The following is a 14426-nucleotide window of genomic DNA, read 5'->3' as shown; positions in this document are numbered from 1 at the left end:
GAAACCACTCTCTCCCTCCACTATCTCCCTCTCCCGGAGGGAGAGGGGTTGGGTTGGTCAGGCGTGCCTGTTGAGCAGGGGCTCCACCGTGCGCAGCACCGCGTCCAGGCTGCTCAGGGCCGCGCGGCGCACGATGTCCACCGCCACCCGAGCCCAGGCCAGCACTGCGTGCTGGTCCTCCTCGGTCATGCCGTGGAAGCGGGGGTCTCCCGAGCGGATGTCCTCGGCCACGTGCGCCGCCACGCCCAGGCTCCTCCCCACCTCCACCGCCTGTCCCGCCAGCGCCGTTCCCTCCCACAGCACCCGCAGGTACAGCGCCCACTGCTTCCCCGCGATGCCCTCGGCCACCTGCTCGTAGCGCGCGGCCGTCCACGTGGGGGTATGCACCTCGAGCACCTGCAGCCCCGCCGCCGTCACCATGGCATCCGCCGCTTCCGCCAGCACCGGCGCGGGGACCTCCGACCGGGCCAGCGCGGCGAAGCACAGCGACTGCAACGTGAATTGCACCCCGGGCCCCACCCGCCAGGGCTCCGCGAGGTACGAGCACTCGCCGTCCGCCAGGTCGTCCGCGAGGTTGGCCGCGCACGCGCAGAAGAAGAGGCCCGCGGCGCGCCTCAGCAGCACCTCGCGTCCCAGCCCCGCCTCGGCTCCCGCCACGTACAGCAGCGCCAGCGGCCCCGGCCGTCCCGCTTCCATCGCCGCCAGGACATTGCGCTCGGCCTCTTCCGGAAGGCCGTACCGGCGCAGCTCTCGCAGGGCCTCCTGGAAGACGGCGCCCGCGCTCATCTCAACTCTCGGGGAAGGAGGATGCGCAGCTGTGCCCCTCCACCGGGGCGGTTGTTGCGCTCCAGCGTGCCCCCGCTCGCGCGGATGAGGCACTCGGAGGTGTACAGGCCCAGCCCCGTACCGTTCGGCTTGGTGGTGGAGAGCCCTTCGATGGGGGCCTGCAGTCGCTCCGGCGGGAAGCCCGGGCCATCGTCGGCGATGAGCAGCTCCAGCCGCCCGCTGTACGGCTCGGGACGCGCGAGGATGTCCACCTTCCCCGCGCCCCGCGCGCCATCTCCCTCGCACGCGTTGAGCACCAGGTTCTCCACCACCCGCCTCAGCGTGGTGATGCCCCCGCGCACCAGCGCGTGCGAGGCCTGCTCCTCCACCTTCACCTGGATGTGCACGTCCGGGAAGCGCCAGCCGACACTCGTGCGCACCGACTCCAGCACCGGGACGATGTGCACGTTCTCCGGCTCGCTGCTCACCGAGCGCCGGCCCTTCTGCCGTATCTCCAGCACCATCTCGCGGATGCGCGTGAGGCCCTCGTTGAGCTCGCGCACCAGCTCCTCGAACTCGGCGCGCGGCAGCGCGTTGCGCTGCACGCCCATGACGGACAGGATGTCCGCCGCGGCGCTCGCGCTCATCAGCGCGTTGTTGATGTCGTGGTTGTAGCCGAGGATCTGCACCATCGCCTGGGACAGCCGGCCCACGTCCCGCTCCTGCTGCTCCAGGATGTGCGCCTGCACGGCGGCGCGCAGCTGCTCGGCCTCGGCGCGGGCCTGGTCGTGCTTGAGGGCGAAAGTGCCCGAGTACAGCTCCAGGATGATCGCCAGCGGCCCCAGGACGGCGAAGAGGGCCACGTGGGATTCCTCGCGGGCCAGCAGCGACGCCAGCCCCAGCGCCACCGCCGAGCCCAGCGCGAGGAAGGGCTGCGTGGGCGCCACGCGGTGCAGCCGGCCGTGGTAGCCGGTGGTGAAGAGCAGCACCGCCGCGAACACCATGGCCCCCGGCATCACCGCCAGCGCCATCAACGCCGCCAGGAAGAACTGCAAGGCGGCCGTCCCCAACAGCACGTGCAGCCAGCCCTCGTCATCGATACGCTGGCGGCTCCGGTGCCTCAGGCCAAAGCCGATGCCCAGAGCGAGCGCGGGCAGCAGGCACGCCAGCGCCTTGCCGAAGTGCAGATCGAAGAAGTGCTTCGCCCCGGGGGCCCACGTCGCCAGCGCCAGCACCGCCGGGATGGCCAGCGCGGAGCACAGCCAGGCCTGCAGCGACGAGGCGGCCAGCACCTCCTGGGTGTCCTGCGAGCGTACCCAGCGCTTGAAGGACTCTCGGACGACGCGGCGCCAGCGCGTGGGTAGGGTCATAGGGTCGCTGTCAGATAGAAACCCGCCGCCTTGTTGATGGCATTGGCTTCCTTGCCCACCTGCGCCACGCGGCGGTTCAGCTCGTGGACGATGTCCGGATTGCCCCGGTGGACCACCTTCACCTCCACCGTGCCACCGGCCAGCACCTGGTGGATGGCCTCCAGCACCGGCATCACCTCGGGGCTGATCTCCAGGGCCCCGTCAGGTCCCTCCACGGCGCCCAGCTCCTGGATGCGCATCAGGTACTCCCCGAGCGAGGAGGCCACGTTCAATCCCACCACGCGAGGACCACGGATGTCGTTGTAGCTCATTGTTGCGTTCCTTCCGCCGGCTGGATGGCCGGACTGTTGTCTGCATGAAGTGGGGGGCGGGGGCTGGTTACGGGCTGTCGTGCGGGGGAGCTGGAGGGCACAGCAGGGCCTCCAGCTCCCGGCGGCCAAAGGGCTTGGCCTGGAACCACTGCACCCCGGGCTGCTCGACGAAGTCCGGAGGGCAGTGCGTGCCGGAGATGAGCACCCGGCGCGCACGGGGGACGTGGGCTTCCGCCCAGCGAAGAAACCCGGTGCCGCACTCGCCGGGCTCCAGGTGCTGCGCGGCGAGGATGATGTCCACGGCCGGGTCCGCGTGGAGGGCGGCGCGGGCCTCCGCGGCGGAGAGAGGGCAGCGCACCTCGTGTCCGAGCACCCGCAGGGTGCGCTCCAGCGCGCGCGACACGCGGGTATCCCGATCCAGGACGAGCACCTTCATGGGACCGCTCCTGGCCCGGTGGTGTGGAACCAGTCGCGCGGAGGCGCGAGGTACAGGCCTCCGCCCACTGCGGTGGCGTAGCGGAGCAGCGCGTCCGGCGTCTGTCCGCCCACGCCCAGCAGCGCGTCCAGCGAGCGCCGGTAGGCGTCCGGGTCCGCGGCGGCGGCCACGAAGACGAGCCCCTCCTCACCCCGGTGCCGGAAGGGGAAGCCGCGGCGGATGAGGAGCTGGTTCTCCCCAGCGCCGGCCGCGCGGGCCCGGAGGATGTGGGCCTCGGCGGGCGCGTCCACGACGAGCTCCCCGTCATGGGTGCGGCCCACCACGCGCTCCTGGGCCTGGGGCTTGAGGTGGCTGAAGAGGTCCAGGTCCTGCTGGAAGCGCAGGTAGAGGAGCCACGAGGCCCCCGCCATGGGCCCCGAGGGGATGAGCGCGGTGCGCCGCACCTGCTCGGGCGTGGGGAGCAGCAGGCCGTCGCGGAAGCCGAAGGCGTCGCGCCCCACGCCAATGCGGCCGCCGAGCACCTCCTCCTCGAGGGAGAGCACCGCCTGGGAGAGCGCCAGGACACGCCGCAGCGACCACAGCAGGCGCTCGCGCTCCTCCGCGCTCACCTGGACGAGCACGTGGGACTGGCTGGAGGGGAAGCGCGCCGTGGGGCCCCGGCGAGGCAGCAGCGCGGGCGGAGCTGGGGGCGCCTCGCGCAGCAGCGAGGCCTCCAGGCCGAGCACCACGTGCAGGCCGCTGGCCGCGCTCAGCTCGGCGTGGATGGAGGAGACCACCTGTCGCAACTGTGGTAGGGCCATGTTCCGGCTGAGCCGGAGAACGGCGATGCCACTGAACGCGCCAGGCGAATGGAAGAGGCCTTCCTGCGGTTGCATCGCTGTATCCCCCCACCTGAACGCCGATGCCCTGGCGCACGGGTGTCCGTGTGCGCGGGGCTGTTCGCCCGCCGCGTGTACACACAAGGAGAACCCGACGGGTCATGTGAAGTCAAACAGGGGCGAGGGATGAGTGTTGCTTCCGTATCGCACCTGTCAGGAGGGCTGCCCTCGAGGGCCATGGACGCGGCCTCACGGAAACCGTTCACCGCCGAGCCGAAGTGCTAAGGTGGACTCACGTATTTCCCTCTCGTCTCATGCCCGTATGTCTTTGGCGGCGGGAGGGGTGGACCGCACTCTCGAGAGAAGGATTGTGTCATGAAGAACGTGGAGGGACCGGCATTGCCCGTTGAGCTCGATCGAAGGCTGAAGGTGGGCGTCGCTCGTCTCAAGGAAGCGCGCAAGAGCATGGAGGAGCTGACCCGGATCGCCGATGCGATCGGCCCCCTGCTCGGGGTGGGTCGCGGGCGGAGAGGTGCCCGGGCCGCTTCCGCGCCCGTCCCGGCGGCGAGGGCCCAGGAGGCGCGTCCCGCCGCGGCTCCGCCCCCGCAGCCCGCCAGGGGCGCCCGGACCGCGCCGAGCAGCGCGCCATCCGAGGACGAGGTGCCGGAGTGGCGCAAGGTGTTCCCCGCGCTGTCGGCCAACGTTCCGCCGAAGCGCTCGAAGTAGGCGCGCCGGACGCGCGGCCAGGGGAGGGCCGAGTGACCGGTCCTCCCGCCGCCCGCTGACTGCCCCCCCATGGATGCACGCTCCATCTTCCGACCGGAGGAGGTGCGTCCATGGCCGGACCGAAGCAGGTGAGCGAGCGCGAGGCTCACGGGGACGTGGAGCGGGTGCTGCACGAGATGCGGCGGACGCTGCGGGTGACGGGGCTGGACGTGACGGTGCACACGTGGGCGCGCTTCGAGCGCTTCCTCGTGGGGATGTGGGAGGCGATGGGCCCGAACGCGGAGACGCGGGCCTTCGAGTCGGCGGCGGACGAGGTGCGCGTGTGGGCGGTGGACGCGGCGGAGCGCCTGGGCCCCCCGCTGGGCGCCTGGGACGCGGTGCCGCTGGGCGAGAGCCAGCGCTACCAGCTGCGAGGGGCGCTGGAGCTGTACCACTACCTCAATCCGAAGATGCTGGTGTTCACCTCGGCGGTGCAACTGGCGCTGCGGGACGAGCCGGTGGGCACGCTGCAACCGCTGGGGAGCGCCGAGCGCATCGAGCGGGGCGCTCCGGCGCGGATGATGGCGATGGAGTGGGTGTCGGAGCCGCCGGACGACGCGCGGCTGCGCGGCCTCTTCAAGGACATCCAGGAGACGGTGGGACCGCCGTCACTGCCGGGAGACTTCCGGGGGCTGGCGATGTGGCCGGAGTACCTGGGGGCGGTGTGGACGCGGCTCAAGCCGAGGATGAAGGGCGAGGAGTGGGCCCGCGCCTGTGACGCGCTGCTGGCCCTGTCGAGGCGGCTGGCGCGGAACCTGCCGTACGAGGTGGCGCTGTCCAGGGAGCGCGTGGAGGTGCTGCACGAGGACGCGGAGGTCATCCAGCGGATGACGGTCCAGTTCGAGTGGCGGCTGCCGGTGCTGGTGCTCGCGATGGCGACGCTGGTGTGCGACGCGAGAGAGGTGGAGCGGCGGCTGCCCTTCCCGGCCGAGGCGCGGCTGGTGCCGGACTTCGTGGTGGCGGGAGAGCTGCGATGAACTGGCGCGACTACCAGGCGAGGCAGCGGGTGGTGGAGCTGGGCCACCGCTTCATCAGCTACGTGGACGAGGGGCGGGGAGCGCCGCTGGTGCTGCTGCACGGGATTCCCACGTGGGGCTTCCTGTGGAGCGGGTTGCTGTCGGCGCTGTCGATGACGCACCGGGTGCTGATTCCGGACCTGCTGGGGTACGGGTACTCGGACCGGCGGGACGACTTCGACCGCTCCATCGCGCGGCAGGCGGAGGCGCTGGATGCGTGGATGGACCGGCTGGGGGTGATGGACGCCACCGTCGTGGGGCACGACATCGGCGGAGGCGTGGCGCAGCACCTGGCGGTCCGCTTCCCCCGGCGGGTGTCGAGGCTCTGCCTGATGAACAGCATCTGCTTCGACTCGTGGCCCATCGAGCTGATGATGCAGCTGGGACACCCGGGTGTGGCGAGGCGGCTGTCGGCGAGGGCGGTGCAGCGGGCGTTGAGGATGGCGCTGAAGCGGACGGGCTTCGCGACGGCCCCGCCGGACGGTGTGTTGGACGGATTGCTGGCGCCATACGCGACGGAGGTGGGGAAGACCTCCCTGGTACGCAACGCGGCGGCGCTGAACACGAACCAGACGCAGGAGCTGGTGCCGAGGCTGGGGCACATGGCGGTGCCCACGCGGGTGGTGTGGGGCGTGGACGACGTCTTCCAGCCGGTGAAGTGGGGCGAGCGGCTGGCGTGGGAGATACCGGGCGCGAAGCTGGTCCGGGTGGCGAACGCGAAGCACTTCGTGATGTGGGACCAGCCCCACGCGGTGATGACGGCGCTGTTCGAGTTCCTCGAGAGGGAGGAGCGGCCCCGGTTGGAGGGAGGACTGGATGTCCCCTCCGTGCAGGGACCGCTGATTTGAGCGGCCCCGTCAGGACTCCGGCTCTGGGCCCTCTTCGTCCGAGGGCTCCTCGCTTCCGAACGGAAACCTGAGCGCCCGGGCCTTCTTCGCCCGCTTGCGGCTGAGCTCGACGCCCACCGCATCCAGTCCCAGCGAGTTGGCGACGGCGAGCACGGAGCCGTGGCCGCAGAACGGATCCACGATGGTGCGGGTGGACGTGTTCTCCAGCACGAAGCGGCAGGCGACGAGACAGGCCTGCACGCCCATGCCCCGGGTCCACGTCACCTCGCCGGCCTGGGGGAGCACATCGGCGGTGGACTTCGACAGGTCCAGCCGCAGGCCTCGCGAGAAGCACAGCAGGTGCGAGTACGCGGGCCGCCCGAAGGTGATGTTGCCCGGAGGAGCGCGGCACACCACCTTGTGCCACAGCAACGAATGGCCGGATTGCTCGGCGGCCTTCTGGACGAGGTAACCCTTGTCGACCCAGGTCCCGTCCTTCTTGACGTCGGTCTGGTAGAAGAGGGTGACGCCGTCGTCCGGGCAGCGCGAGAGCACGAGCGAGGCGGTGCGGACGAACCACTCCTTCCACTCCGCCACGGTGAGCGAGGGGAACTCGGACACGTCGGGCATCGAGGTGATGAGCGAGCACCCGTCGAGCACGCTCCGCGCCTCCAACCACGCGAGCGCATCCTCGCAGTGGACCGTCCGCTGACCCTGGGGGGGATGGCGCTCCACGTGAGGCCCGTCAGCGCCGCTTGATGTTGAAGGAGCCGAAGCCCTGGTCGGCGGGCATGACCTCGACGACGTTGATGTTCACGCGGGCGGGGCGGGTGACACACCACGCGACGATGTCCGCGATGTCCTCCGGCGTGAGCGCCTCCATGCCCTGGTAGACCTTGCGCGCGCGCTCCTCGTCTCCCTTGAAGCGGACGAGGGAGAAGTCGGTCTCCACCATGCCGGGCTGCACGTCGGTGACGCGCACGCGCGTGCCCACGAGGTCCGCCTTCAGGTTCTGCGAGAGCTGGTGCACGAAGGCCTTGGTCGCGCCGTAGACGTTGCCACCGGGGTAGGGGTAGGTGGCGGCCACGGAGCCGAGGTTCACGATGTGCCCGCGATTGCGCTGCACCATGCCGGGCAGCAGCGCGTGCGTCACGTAGAGCAGGCCCTTGCAGTTGGTGTCCACCATCGCTTCCCAGTCATCCAGCGATGTCTGGTGGGCGGGGTCCATGCCCAGCGCGACGCCCGCGTTGTTGACGAGGATGTCCACCTGGGCGAACTCGGCCGGAAGGGAGGCGAGCGAGGACTCGACGTCCTTGCGCGAGCGCACGTCCAGCACCAGCGGATGGGCGGGCGTCTGGAGCTTCGCCGCCAGCGCCTCGAGCTTCTCGCCCCGGCGCCCCACCAGCACCAGCCGCGCTCCCGCCTGGGAGAGCGCGAGGGCACACGCTTCGCCGATTCCCGAACCGGCCCCGGTGACGAGGGCCGTCCATCCCTGAATGTTTTCCATACGACGAGGATTCTAATGATGTGTCCGGGGAGTGCACGTGTTCAGTGGGAATCGTTCACACGGGGTAGGATGGCGGTCCATGACCTCGTCTCATGGGCTCACCGCGCTGCACCTTCGCCAGGGCCACCCGGACTTCCTGGATCTGCCGTGGCACCTGCCACTGGGGGATTGGAACCCGAAGGTGTGCTCGCGGTTGGTGGAAGTGCCTCGAGGCCTCTCCCGGCACACCGTCGTCTTCGTCAGCTACGGCACGGACATCTACGCGCTCAAGGAGCTGCCCGTGCCGGTGGGGCAGCGCGAGTATGACGTGCTGCGAGGGCTGGAGGACCGGCGGCTGCCGGCGGTGACGGCGGTGGGTTTCGCGCGGATGCGCGTGCCGGGCGAGCCCAAGGACGAGACGGGCGTGCTGCTCACCCAGTACCTGCCCTCGTCGCTGCCCTACCGGGTGCTCTTCATGAACAAGGGCCTGGAGCGCTACCGCGAGCGGCTGCTGGACGCGATGGCCAGCCTGCTGGTGCGGCTGCACCTCGGTGGCTTCTATTGGGGTGACTGCTCCCTGTCCAACGTGCTCTTCCGCCGCGACGCGGGCGAGCTCCAGGCGTACGCGGTGGACGCGGAGACCTCGGAGCTGCACGCGAAGCTCTCGGACGGCCAGCGCAACCTGGACCTGATGATCATGGAGGAGAACGTCACCGGCGGGCTCGCGGACCTGGCGGCGATGGTGGAGCTGCCCCACACGCTCGATGTGTACGAGACGGCCCGGAGCATCCGCCAGCGCTACGAGCGGCTCTGGTCGGAGACGCACAAGGAGATCTCCATCTCGGCGCGCGAGAGCTACCGCATCCACGAGCGCATCCGCGCGCTCAACGAGCTGGGCTTCTCGGTGAGCGAGGTGGACCTGGTGGCGAGCGGCGACGGGAGCCAGCTGCGGATGCGGACCATCGTGACGGACCGCGAGTACCACCGGCACCAGCTGCACAACCTGACGGGCCTGGTGGCGGAGGAGCGGCAGGCGGCGCTCATCCTCAACGAGATTCGCGAGGTGAAGGCCACGCTGACGCGCGAGCTGAACCGGAGCGTGCCGCTGAGCGTGGCGGCGTTCCGCTGGATGGATGATCGCTTCCGGCCGACGATGAGCCAGCTGGAGCGGGAGCTCGGGCCGGCGATCGACGAGGCCGAGCTCTACTGCCAGGTGCTGGAGCACAAGTGGTTCCTGTCGGAGCGGGCGAAGAAGGACGTGGGCCTGAAGGTGGCGGTGAAGGGGTACGTGGCGCTGCGCCGCGAGCAGCCGGCCCTGGCGCTCCTGCGCTCCGCGAGCGCCCCGCTGCCCACCGTGGTCACCGAGGCCTCCGTGTCCACCGAGGCCGCGATGGACACCCCCAGCGAGGAGGCCGAGGACGAGGAGGCGGACACCGCGGCCTCCCAGGTGCCCGTCCCCGTTCCGTCGGGCGGTGGGGCGCGGTGATGAAACACCACGGGGCGCGGCCCTCACTGGCCCGCGCCCCGCGATGAACCGCTCTGCCCCCTCAGTGCACTACTTCGCGATCAGCACGAGGAGGCCGCGGCCGCACACGTTGTAGAGGGTGTTCTCGCCGCCGATGAGCGCCTCGGTGCCGGGGCTGGCCACCTGGTTGGTGCCCTCGGCCCAGTTGCAGGTGTCCGTCACGCGGTACCACTGCTTGCCGGCGAAGGGCCAGGGCAGCTTGAAGTCCACCGCGCCGCTCCAGCCGTTGTAGGCCACGTAGATGGCGGCGGCCGAGTCACCGAGCTCGGTGCCGTCGATGCGGAAGGCCAGCGCGTGGTTGTTACCGTCACCCATGTACGTGGAGTCGGCCACGGCGCCGGTCGGCTGGAACCAGCGCATCTGCTCCATCACGTTGCCGTTGTTGTCCACGCCGCTGAAGAAGTTGGCCGGGCGCAGCGCCGGGTGCGCCTTGCGGAAGGCGATGAGCCGCTGGGCGAACGTCTTGAAGTACGTCTGCTCCGTGCTCAGCGCGTAGTTGAGCCAGTTGGCGCTCGAGTCCAGGTTGTACGCGTTGTTGTTGCAGCTCTGGGTGCGCAGGAACTCGTCGCCGCCGTTGAACATCGGCGTGCCGGCGCTCAGCATCAGGAACGCCAGGCCGTTGCGCGCCGCCTTGCGCTGGTCCGCGGCCACGCCTCCCTGGTCCCAGCTGACGTTGTGGTCCTCGCCACCATCCGACGGGCCGTACGGCCAGGGCTGGAGGTTGTTCTTGCTGTTGCAGGTGTAGAGGTCCTTCAGGGTGAAGCCGTCGTGGGCCACCATGAAGTTGATGGAGTGGTACGGCTTGCGGCCGTCATCCCCGTACAGGTCCGAGGAGCCCGCGAAGCGCGAGGCCAGCTCGCCCGGCGTCACCGTCGCCACGCCCATCTGGTTCTGGTCCTTGCGGAAGGTGTCGCGGTAGTACCCGTTCCACTCCGCCCAGCCGCTGGGGAAGTTGCCCACCTGGTAGCTGTTGCCGCCGATCGCCCACGGCTCGGCGATGAGGTCCGCGCCGGTGCCGCCGCCGGCCGGACGCGGGGACAGGTTGCTCCAGATGGCGTTGAGCGCCGTGCCGGAGTTCGTCTTGTCGTAGTTGAAGCAGCCGTGCTGGCAGGTGTTGCCCAGCACCGAGGCCAGGTCGAAGCGGAACCCGTCCACCCCCAGCTCGTCCTTCCAGTACTTCAGCGAGTGGAGGATGACGTTCTTGGCCGTGGGGTTGAAGGTGTTGAAGTTGCCGCCCACGCCCGTGTTGTCCCAGCTGTTCTGAAAGTCGCTGGTCAGGCTGTAGTACGTGGGGTTGTCCAGGCCGCGGTAGGTGAAGACGTTGTACGTGTTCTTGTCCGTGGAGCTCCACGCGCCGCCCTCACCGGTGTGGTTGTAGACCACGTCGATGAAGACCTTGATGCCGTTGTCGTGGAAGGCCTTGACCATCTCCTTGAACTCGCGCGTGGGGCCGCCCGGCGTCTTGTCGGAGGAGTAGCGGCGGTCCGGCGAGAAGAAGTTGAGGGTCATGTACCCCCAGTAGTTGTCGTCCGCGGTGGTGTTGGCGATGACGTCGTTGTCGTCGTTGTCCGTCTCCTGCAGGGGGAGGAACTCCACCGCGGTGACGCCCAGGGCCGCCAGCGACGCGGCCTTCAGGCCCGCGCCCTTGTAGGTGCCCTGGTAGGCGGCGGCGATGCTCGAGTCGCCCTTGGTGAGGCCGCGCACGTGCACCTCGTAGATGATGTCATCCTTGAGGGCGCGCGTGGGCTTGGTGCCGTAGCTGGTGGTGTCCGGCGCCAGGACGATGCCCTTGGGCGCCTTGGCCCCGCTGTCCACGTTGCGGTAGGTGGGGCCGGAGGCGTAGATGGTGCCGTCCGTGTTGCTGGCGTTGGTCGGGTCGTGGCTGATCTCCAGTGCGTAGGGGTCGATCAGCAGCTTGTTGGGGTTGAAGCGGTTGCCCTGCGCGTCGACGTCGGAGACGAAGCCCAGGCTGGAGCCCTTGGTCCAGCTGCTGTTGTACGTCCAGTTGGGACCCCAGGCGCGGTAGCCGTAGTACACCGTGCCGGTGATGCCGTAGCTCGACTGGAGCGTGGCGACGGAGACCGTCTTCGTCCACACGTTGGTGGCCGTGTCCTTCGTCAGGACGTACTTCACCTTCTCCTGGGCCCCGTAGGCCGTGTTGTAGAGGTAGACCTCGATGCGCGTGGCGCGCGAGGAGTAGACGTTGAAGGTGATGTTGCTCTTCGTCGCGTCGTACTGGGCCCCGAGCGTCCAGGAGATGGCGCCCTGCTTCGCGCTGCCCACGTCCTCCTGACCGCCCTCGAGGGGGAGGAGGTCGGCCTCCTGGGCCGGACCGCAGGAGAGGATCGGAGTGGCGAGCAGGCTCGCCGCGAGCAGGGAACGCCACGGGTGGCGGATTCCAGTTGGACGCTTCATGGGGGGACTCCCAGCGCGGTGGGTATGGGGACGGTCGACACAGCGGGCCCGCGCCTGCCCGTCTGCCTTTCGTTCCAGCACCTCTTTGACCCGAGAGTCAATCCGGGGTGAACGGGACTCTCCGGGTGCTGGAGGACCGCTGTTACCGCGTCGGTGGGAGCCTCGTCCTTGCCGCATCGTGTCGAGGGGCCACACGCTGTGTCCGGACCGACAGTTTCCTGGGAGGACGCACTACAGCCCCGCGGGGCACTTCGTTTAGGATTGCCCCTTCCGCAGCCCCTCGACCGCGACTCCCCCATCGCGGACTGCCCCTCTGAGGAGACCTTCACATGCCGACTGTTGCTTCCAGCGATCAGACGCCCATCCACTACCGCGTCGTGGGAGATGGGCCGCGCAACGTGTTGCTCGTGCACGGCTGGATGGTGTCGGGCGCGGTGTTCGACGACCTGCTGGAGAAGCTGGACACCACGGGCCTGCGGCTGGTGATTCCGGACCTGCGCGGCTCGGGGAAGTCCGGGGCGCCCGCCGGTGGCTACACGCTCGAGCAGCATGTGCGTGACGTGCTGGCCGTGGCGGACCACGCCGGGCTGAAGCGCTTCACCGTGGTGGGCCACAGCATGGGCGGGCAGCTCGCCCAGTGGATCGCCGCGCAGGAGTCCTCGCGCGTGGAGGGCCTGGTGCTGCTGTGCACGGTGCCGGCCTCGGGCATGCAGCTGCCGCCGGAGGCGGTGGGGCTGTTCCGCACCTCGGCCAACGACCGGGAGAAGCAGAAGACCATCCTCGGGCTGGCGTGCAAGCAGCTGCCGGAGGCGGCGCTGGAGCGGCTGCTGAAGGACGCGGGCGCGGTGGCGAAGGGCTCCATCGAGGGCAGCTTCGACGCGTGGACGGGCGGTGGCTTCGAGGCGAAGCTGGCCTCCATCACCGCGCCCACGCTGGTGGTGGCCACGGATGACCCGTTCCTGCCGCCGGCCTTCCTGCGCGAGAAGGTGGCCAACCCCATCAAGGGCGCGCGCCTGGCGTACCTGCCGGGCCCGGGGCACTACCCGGCGGTGGAGCGGCCCTTGGAGACGGCCGCACTTCTCACGTCCTTCCTCGCGGGGCTGGGGCGGTAGTACGGAGGCATCACCATGGCTTGGAAGATGTCCTTCGAGTACGACGAGCGGCACGACGTCGTCACCGCGACCTTCGAGGATTGCATCCTCAACAACGCGCTGGACGTGGCGCGCTGGCGCACTGAGGTGGAGGGTCACCTGTCGCGCTACCCGTCCAAGGTGGACCTGCTCATCAACCTGGACGGGCTGGTGGTGAAGTACACGGCGGGCCGGGTCTTCGGGCGCGAGCGCTCGGAGGTGCTGGCGCGCTACACCCACCGCTCCTTCCGCTTCGGCGGCGACGAGATGACGAAGATGTTCGTCAGCACCAGCGGCACCATCAACGGCGCGGCGGTGAACGTCTACAAGACTCGCGACGAGGCCCTGGCGGCGCTGCTGGCGGACCGCAAGGCCGAGGCGGAGGGGCGGCCCTCCCTGGCGGGCAAGCGCGCGGGGTGAGTCTCCCGGTTTCCAGCGGTGGCCCCTCCGGGGCTTCCCGCGCCATGCGACCCTACTTGAAACGGTGGGCGTCGAAAAAGTGACCGGTAAAATAGGATGTGGGTTGACTTGACGTCCAGGGTCGCTAGGGTTCGGACCACCATGCCAAGTCACCTCCCTCCCAAGGTCCGCGCACGGTTGGCCCGGGCCATCCGGGAGACCCTTCGCACCGCCCGCGAGAGCGCGGCGCTCACCCAGGAGGAGATGGCTCGGCGGCTCGGCCTGGGCTCCTCCACCTATGGTCGGCTCGAGCGTGGCACCCTGTCTCCCGGGCTCCCTACCCTGCGGCAGCTCAGCCAGGTGTTGTGCCTCTCGCTGGACACGTTGCTCGGCCCCGAGTGCGCGGCGGCCGTGGAGCGGGCTGCCTCCAGGCCTGCTCGCCGGCGGCGCCCGGCGCGCTCCGGTGCTCCTCGTGTGCGTGCCTCGCGGGCCCACTCCCCGCGTCAGGTCCTCCCCGTGCCTCCCCAGGTGTACCCCGTCATGCGGAGGGACTCGTGGGGGCTGCTGGCGGCGGCTCCGAGTCTCCCGGTGACGGAGGTGCTTCCGCTCCTCCTGGTGCGGCGGGGCACGCCGCTGGCTCTCGTGGTGGACGTGGGGTGAGATGCCTCCCATGAACCAGCGGCTCTCGACGCGACGGTTCCTGTACTGCCTCCTCCAGGGGGATGACTTCTCCCCGTCGCTCGCCGAGGCGCGCACGGGGCTCGTCCTGTTGGACAAGAACGAGCCCGGCGAGATGGCTCCCTCGGGACGGTACGAGGGCAAGCCCCTGCCGTACGGCAGCGCGATGCTGGTGCTGCTCGATGACGACTTGGAGCCGGGTGTGTCCGCCCTGGAGCCGCTGCGGGCGTTGAAGGAACGGCTCCCGGAGCTCCGGGCCGCGGGCGCCACCGAGGTTTCGCTCTACCTGGTCGTGGCCTACGAGAAGCAGTGCAACTTCGAGCTCAGCCCCGAGGAGCTGATCGCCCTCTCCTCGTTGGGTCTCCCTCTCGGCGTGTCCTGCCATCCCGCGGTGACCTGAGCCAGCAGGGGGGGGCGGTTCAGCTCCGCGTGAACTGGTCGGACAGTCGGACCAGTTGAGCGACAGCGCGCGCCTGCCCCCCGGA

At 69.9% G+C, this 14426-nt stretch carries 16 protein-coding genes; 8 read left to right on the top strand and 8 right to left on the bottom strand.

Translation table 11 applies throughout. The annotated features are described in order from the left end of the window. Positions 1–57: 57 nt before the first annotated feature. The 5 genes from JRI60_RS54920 to JRI60_RS50985 form a co-directional block, all read right to left on the bottom strand. Positions 58–786 (bottom strand): hypothetical protein, encoded by a 729-nt coding sequence (locus tag JRI60_RS54920; protein ID WP_204223388.1) that lies wholly within the window; start codon positions 784–786, stop codon positions 58–60. Further along, complete coding sequence (locus tag JRI60_RS51000) at positions 783–2135, bottom strand: sensor histidine kinase (RefSeq protein WP_204223387.1); 1353 nt, start codon at positions 2133–2135, stop codon at positions 783–785. The genes JRI60_RS54920 and JRI60_RS51000 overlap by 4 nt, the downstream gene beginning before the upstream one ends. Then, complete coding sequence (locus JRI60_RS50995) at positions 2132–2446, bottom strand: hypothetical protein (protein ID WP_239470216.1); 315 nt, start codon at positions 2444–2446, stop codon at positions 2132–2134. The genes JRI60_RS51000 and JRI60_RS50995 overlap by 4 nt, the downstream gene beginning before the upstream one ends. A 67-nt stretch (positions 2447–2513) precedes the next feature. Beyond that, a complete protein-coding gene (locus JRI60_RS50990; protein ID WP_204223386.1) occupies positions 2514–2882 on the bottom strand; it encodes a hypothetical protein in 369 nt (122 codons plus the stop codon). Beyond that, complete coding sequence (locus JRI60_RS50985) at positions 2879–3757, bottom strand: Dyp-type peroxidase (protein WP_204223385.1); 879 nt, start codon at positions 3755–3757, stop codon at positions 2879–2881. Before JRI60_RS50985 ends, JRI60_RS50990 begins: the two co-directional genes overlap by 4 nt. Positions 3758–4075: 318 nt before the next feature. Here JRI60_RS50985 and JRI60_RS50980 point away from each other — a divergent pair, with 318 nt between their 5' ends. The 3 genes from JRI60_RS50980 to JRI60_RS50970 all read left to right on the top strand — a co-directional run bounded on the left by JRI60_RS50980 (position 4076) and on the right by JRI60_RS50970 (position 6329). Continuing rightward, positions 4076–4426: a hypothetical protein gene (locus JRI60_RS50980; protein WP_204223384.1), complete on the top strand. Its 351-nt coding sequence runs from the start codon at positions 4076–4078 to the stop codon at positions 4424–4426. Positions 4427–4536: 110 nt separating this feature from the next. Then, positions 4537–5442: a halocarboxylic acid dehydrogenase DehI family protein gene (locus tag JRI60_RS50975; protein ID WP_204223383.1), complete on the top strand. Its 906-nt coding sequence runs from the start codon at positions 4537–4539 to the stop codon at positions 5440–5442. Continuing rightward, positions 5439–6329 (top strand): alpha/beta fold hydrolase, encoded by an 891-nt coding sequence (locus JRI60_RS50970; protein WP_204223382.1) that lies wholly within the window; start codon positions 5439–5441, stop codon positions 6327–6329. Before JRI60_RS50975 ends, JRI60_RS50970 begins: the two co-directional genes overlap by 4 nt. 9 nt (positions 6330–6338) lie before the next feature. On the opposite strand, the gene JRI60_RS50965 is transcribed toward JRI60_RS50970, so the two are convergent. Then, on the bottom strand, positions 6339–7043 hold the full coding sequence (locus JRI60_RS50965; RefSeq protein ID WP_204223381.1) for an SAM-dependent methyltransferase: 705 nt from the start codon (positions 7041–7043) through the stop codon (positions 6339–6341). A 10-nt stretch (positions 7044–7053) separates the two neighbouring features. Beyond that, positions 7054–7815 carry an SDR family oxidoreductase gene (locus JRI60_RS50960; RefSeq protein WP_204223380.1) on the bottom strand — a complete coding sequence of 254 codons (762 nt, stop codon included), beginning with the start codon at positions 7813–7815 and terminating at the stop codon, positions 7054–7056. 79 nt (positions 7816–7894) lie between these two features. Between JRI60_RS50960 and JRI60_RS50955 the strand changes: the two genes are divergently transcribed. Further along, positions 7895–9280 (top strand): DUF4032 domain-containing protein, encoded by a 1386-nt coding sequence (locus JRI60_RS50955; RefSeq protein WP_204223379.1) that lies wholly within the window; start codon positions 7895–7897, stop codon positions 9278–9280. 69 nt (positions 9281–9349) lie between these two features. Here the strand turns inward: JRI60_RS50955 and JRI60_RS50950 are convergent, their stop codons facing one another. Further along, positions 9350–11734, bottom strand: a complete 2385-nt coding sequence (locus JRI60_RS50950) for an isoamylase (RefSeq protein ID WP_204223378.1) — start codon at positions 11732–11734, stop codon at positions 9350–9352. Between the two features lie 329 nt (positions 11735–12063). On the opposite strand from JRI60_RS50950, the gene JRI60_RS50945 reads away from it, so the two are divergent. From JRI60_RS50945 to JRI60_RS50930, 4 genes are all read left to right on the top strand, one after another. Then, entirely contained in the window at positions 12064–12846 is a 783-nt protein-coding gene (locus tag JRI60_RS50945) for an alpha/beta fold hydrolase (protein ID WP_204223377.1), read from the top strand. A 15-nt stretch (positions 12847–12861) separates the two neighbouring features. Continuing rightward, entirely contained in the window at positions 12862–13284 is a 423-nt protein-coding gene (locus tag JRI60_RS50940; RefSeq protein WP_204223376.1) for a hypothetical protein, read from the top strand. A 141-nt stretch (positions 13285–13425) separates the two neighbouring features. Next, the gene (locus JRI60_RS50935) at positions 13426–13923 is read left to right on the top strand and encodes a helix-turn-helix domain-containing protein (protein WP_204223375.1); all 498 of its coding nucleotides are present in this window, start codon (positions 13426–13428) and stop codon (positions 13921–13923) included. Positions 13924–13933: 10 nt separating this feature from the next. Then, a complete protein-coding gene (locus JRI60_RS50930) occupies positions 13934–14341 on the top strand; it encodes a hypothetical protein (protein ID WP_204223374.1) in 408 nt (135 codons plus the stop codon). Positions 14342–14426: the final 85 nt, after the last annotated feature.

Origin of the sequence: Archangium violaceum (assembly GCF_016887565.1) — a bacterium.
Lineage (GTDB): Bacteria > Myxococcota > Myxococcia > Myxococcales > Myxococcaceae > Archangium > Archangium violaceum_B.
This window is presented reverse-complemented; position numbering and strand designations above follow the sequence as displayed.

Coding starts and splice junctions, on each gene's coding strand:
- JRI60_RS54920 (WP_204223388.1), bottom strand. CDS start 786: ATGAGCGCGGGCGCCGTCTTCCAGGAGGCCCTGCGAGAGCTGCGCCGG.
- JRI60_RS51000 (WP_204223387.1), bottom strand. CDS start 2,135: ATGACCCTACCCACGCGCTGGCGCCGCGTCGTCCGAGAGTCCTTCAAG.
- JRI60_RS50995 (WP_239470216.1), bottom strand. CDS start 2,446: ATGAGCTACAACGACATCCGTGGTCCTCGCGTGGTGGGATTGAACGTG.
- JRI60_RS50990 (WP_204223386.1), bottom strand. CDS start 2,882: ATGAAGGTGCTCGTCCTGGATCGGGATACCCGCGTGTCGCGCGCGCTG.
- JRI60_RS50985 (WP_204223385.1), bottom strand. CDS start 3,757: ATGCAACCGCAGGAAGGCCTCTTCCATTCGCCTGGCGCGTTCAGTGGC.
- JRI60_RS50980 (WP_204223384.1), top strand. CDS start 4,076: ATGAAGAACGTGGAGGGACCGGCATTGCCCGTTGAGCTCGATCGAAGG.
- JRI60_RS50975 (WP_204223383.1), top strand. CDS start 4,537: ATGGCCGGACCGAAGCAGGTGAGCGAGCGCGAGGCTCACGGGGACGTG.
- JRI60_RS50970 (WP_204223382.1), top strand. CDS start 5,439: ATGAACTGGCGCGACTACCAGGCGAGGCAGCGGGTGGTGGAGCTGGGC.
- JRI60_RS50960 (WP_204223380.1), bottom strand. CDS start 7,815: ATGGAAAACATTCAGGGATGGACGGCCCTCGTCACCGGGGCCGGTTCG.
- JRI60_RS50955 (WP_204223379.1), top strand. CDS start 7,895: ATGACCTCGTCTCATGGGCTCACCGCGCTGCACCTTCGCCAGGGCCAC.
- JRI60_RS50950 (WP_204223378.1), bottom strand. CDS start 11,734: ATGAAGCGTCCAACTGGAATCCGCCACCCGTGGCGTTCCCTGCTCGCG.
- JRI60_RS50945 (WP_204223377.1), top strand. CDS start 12,064: ATGCCGACTGTTGCTTCCAGCGATCAGACGCCCATCCACTACCGCGTC.
- JRI60_RS50940 (WP_204223376.1), top strand. CDS start 12,862: ATGGCTTGGAAGATGTCCTTCGAGTACGACGAGCGGCACGACGTCGTC.
- JRI60_RS50935 (WP_204223375.1), top strand. CDS start 13,426: ATGCCAAGTCACCTCCCTCCCAAGGTCCGCGCACGGTTGGCCCGGGCC.
- JRI60_RS50930 (WP_204223374.1), top strand. CDS start 13,934: ATGAACCAGCGGCTCTCGACGCGACGGTTCCTGTACTGCCTCCTCCAG.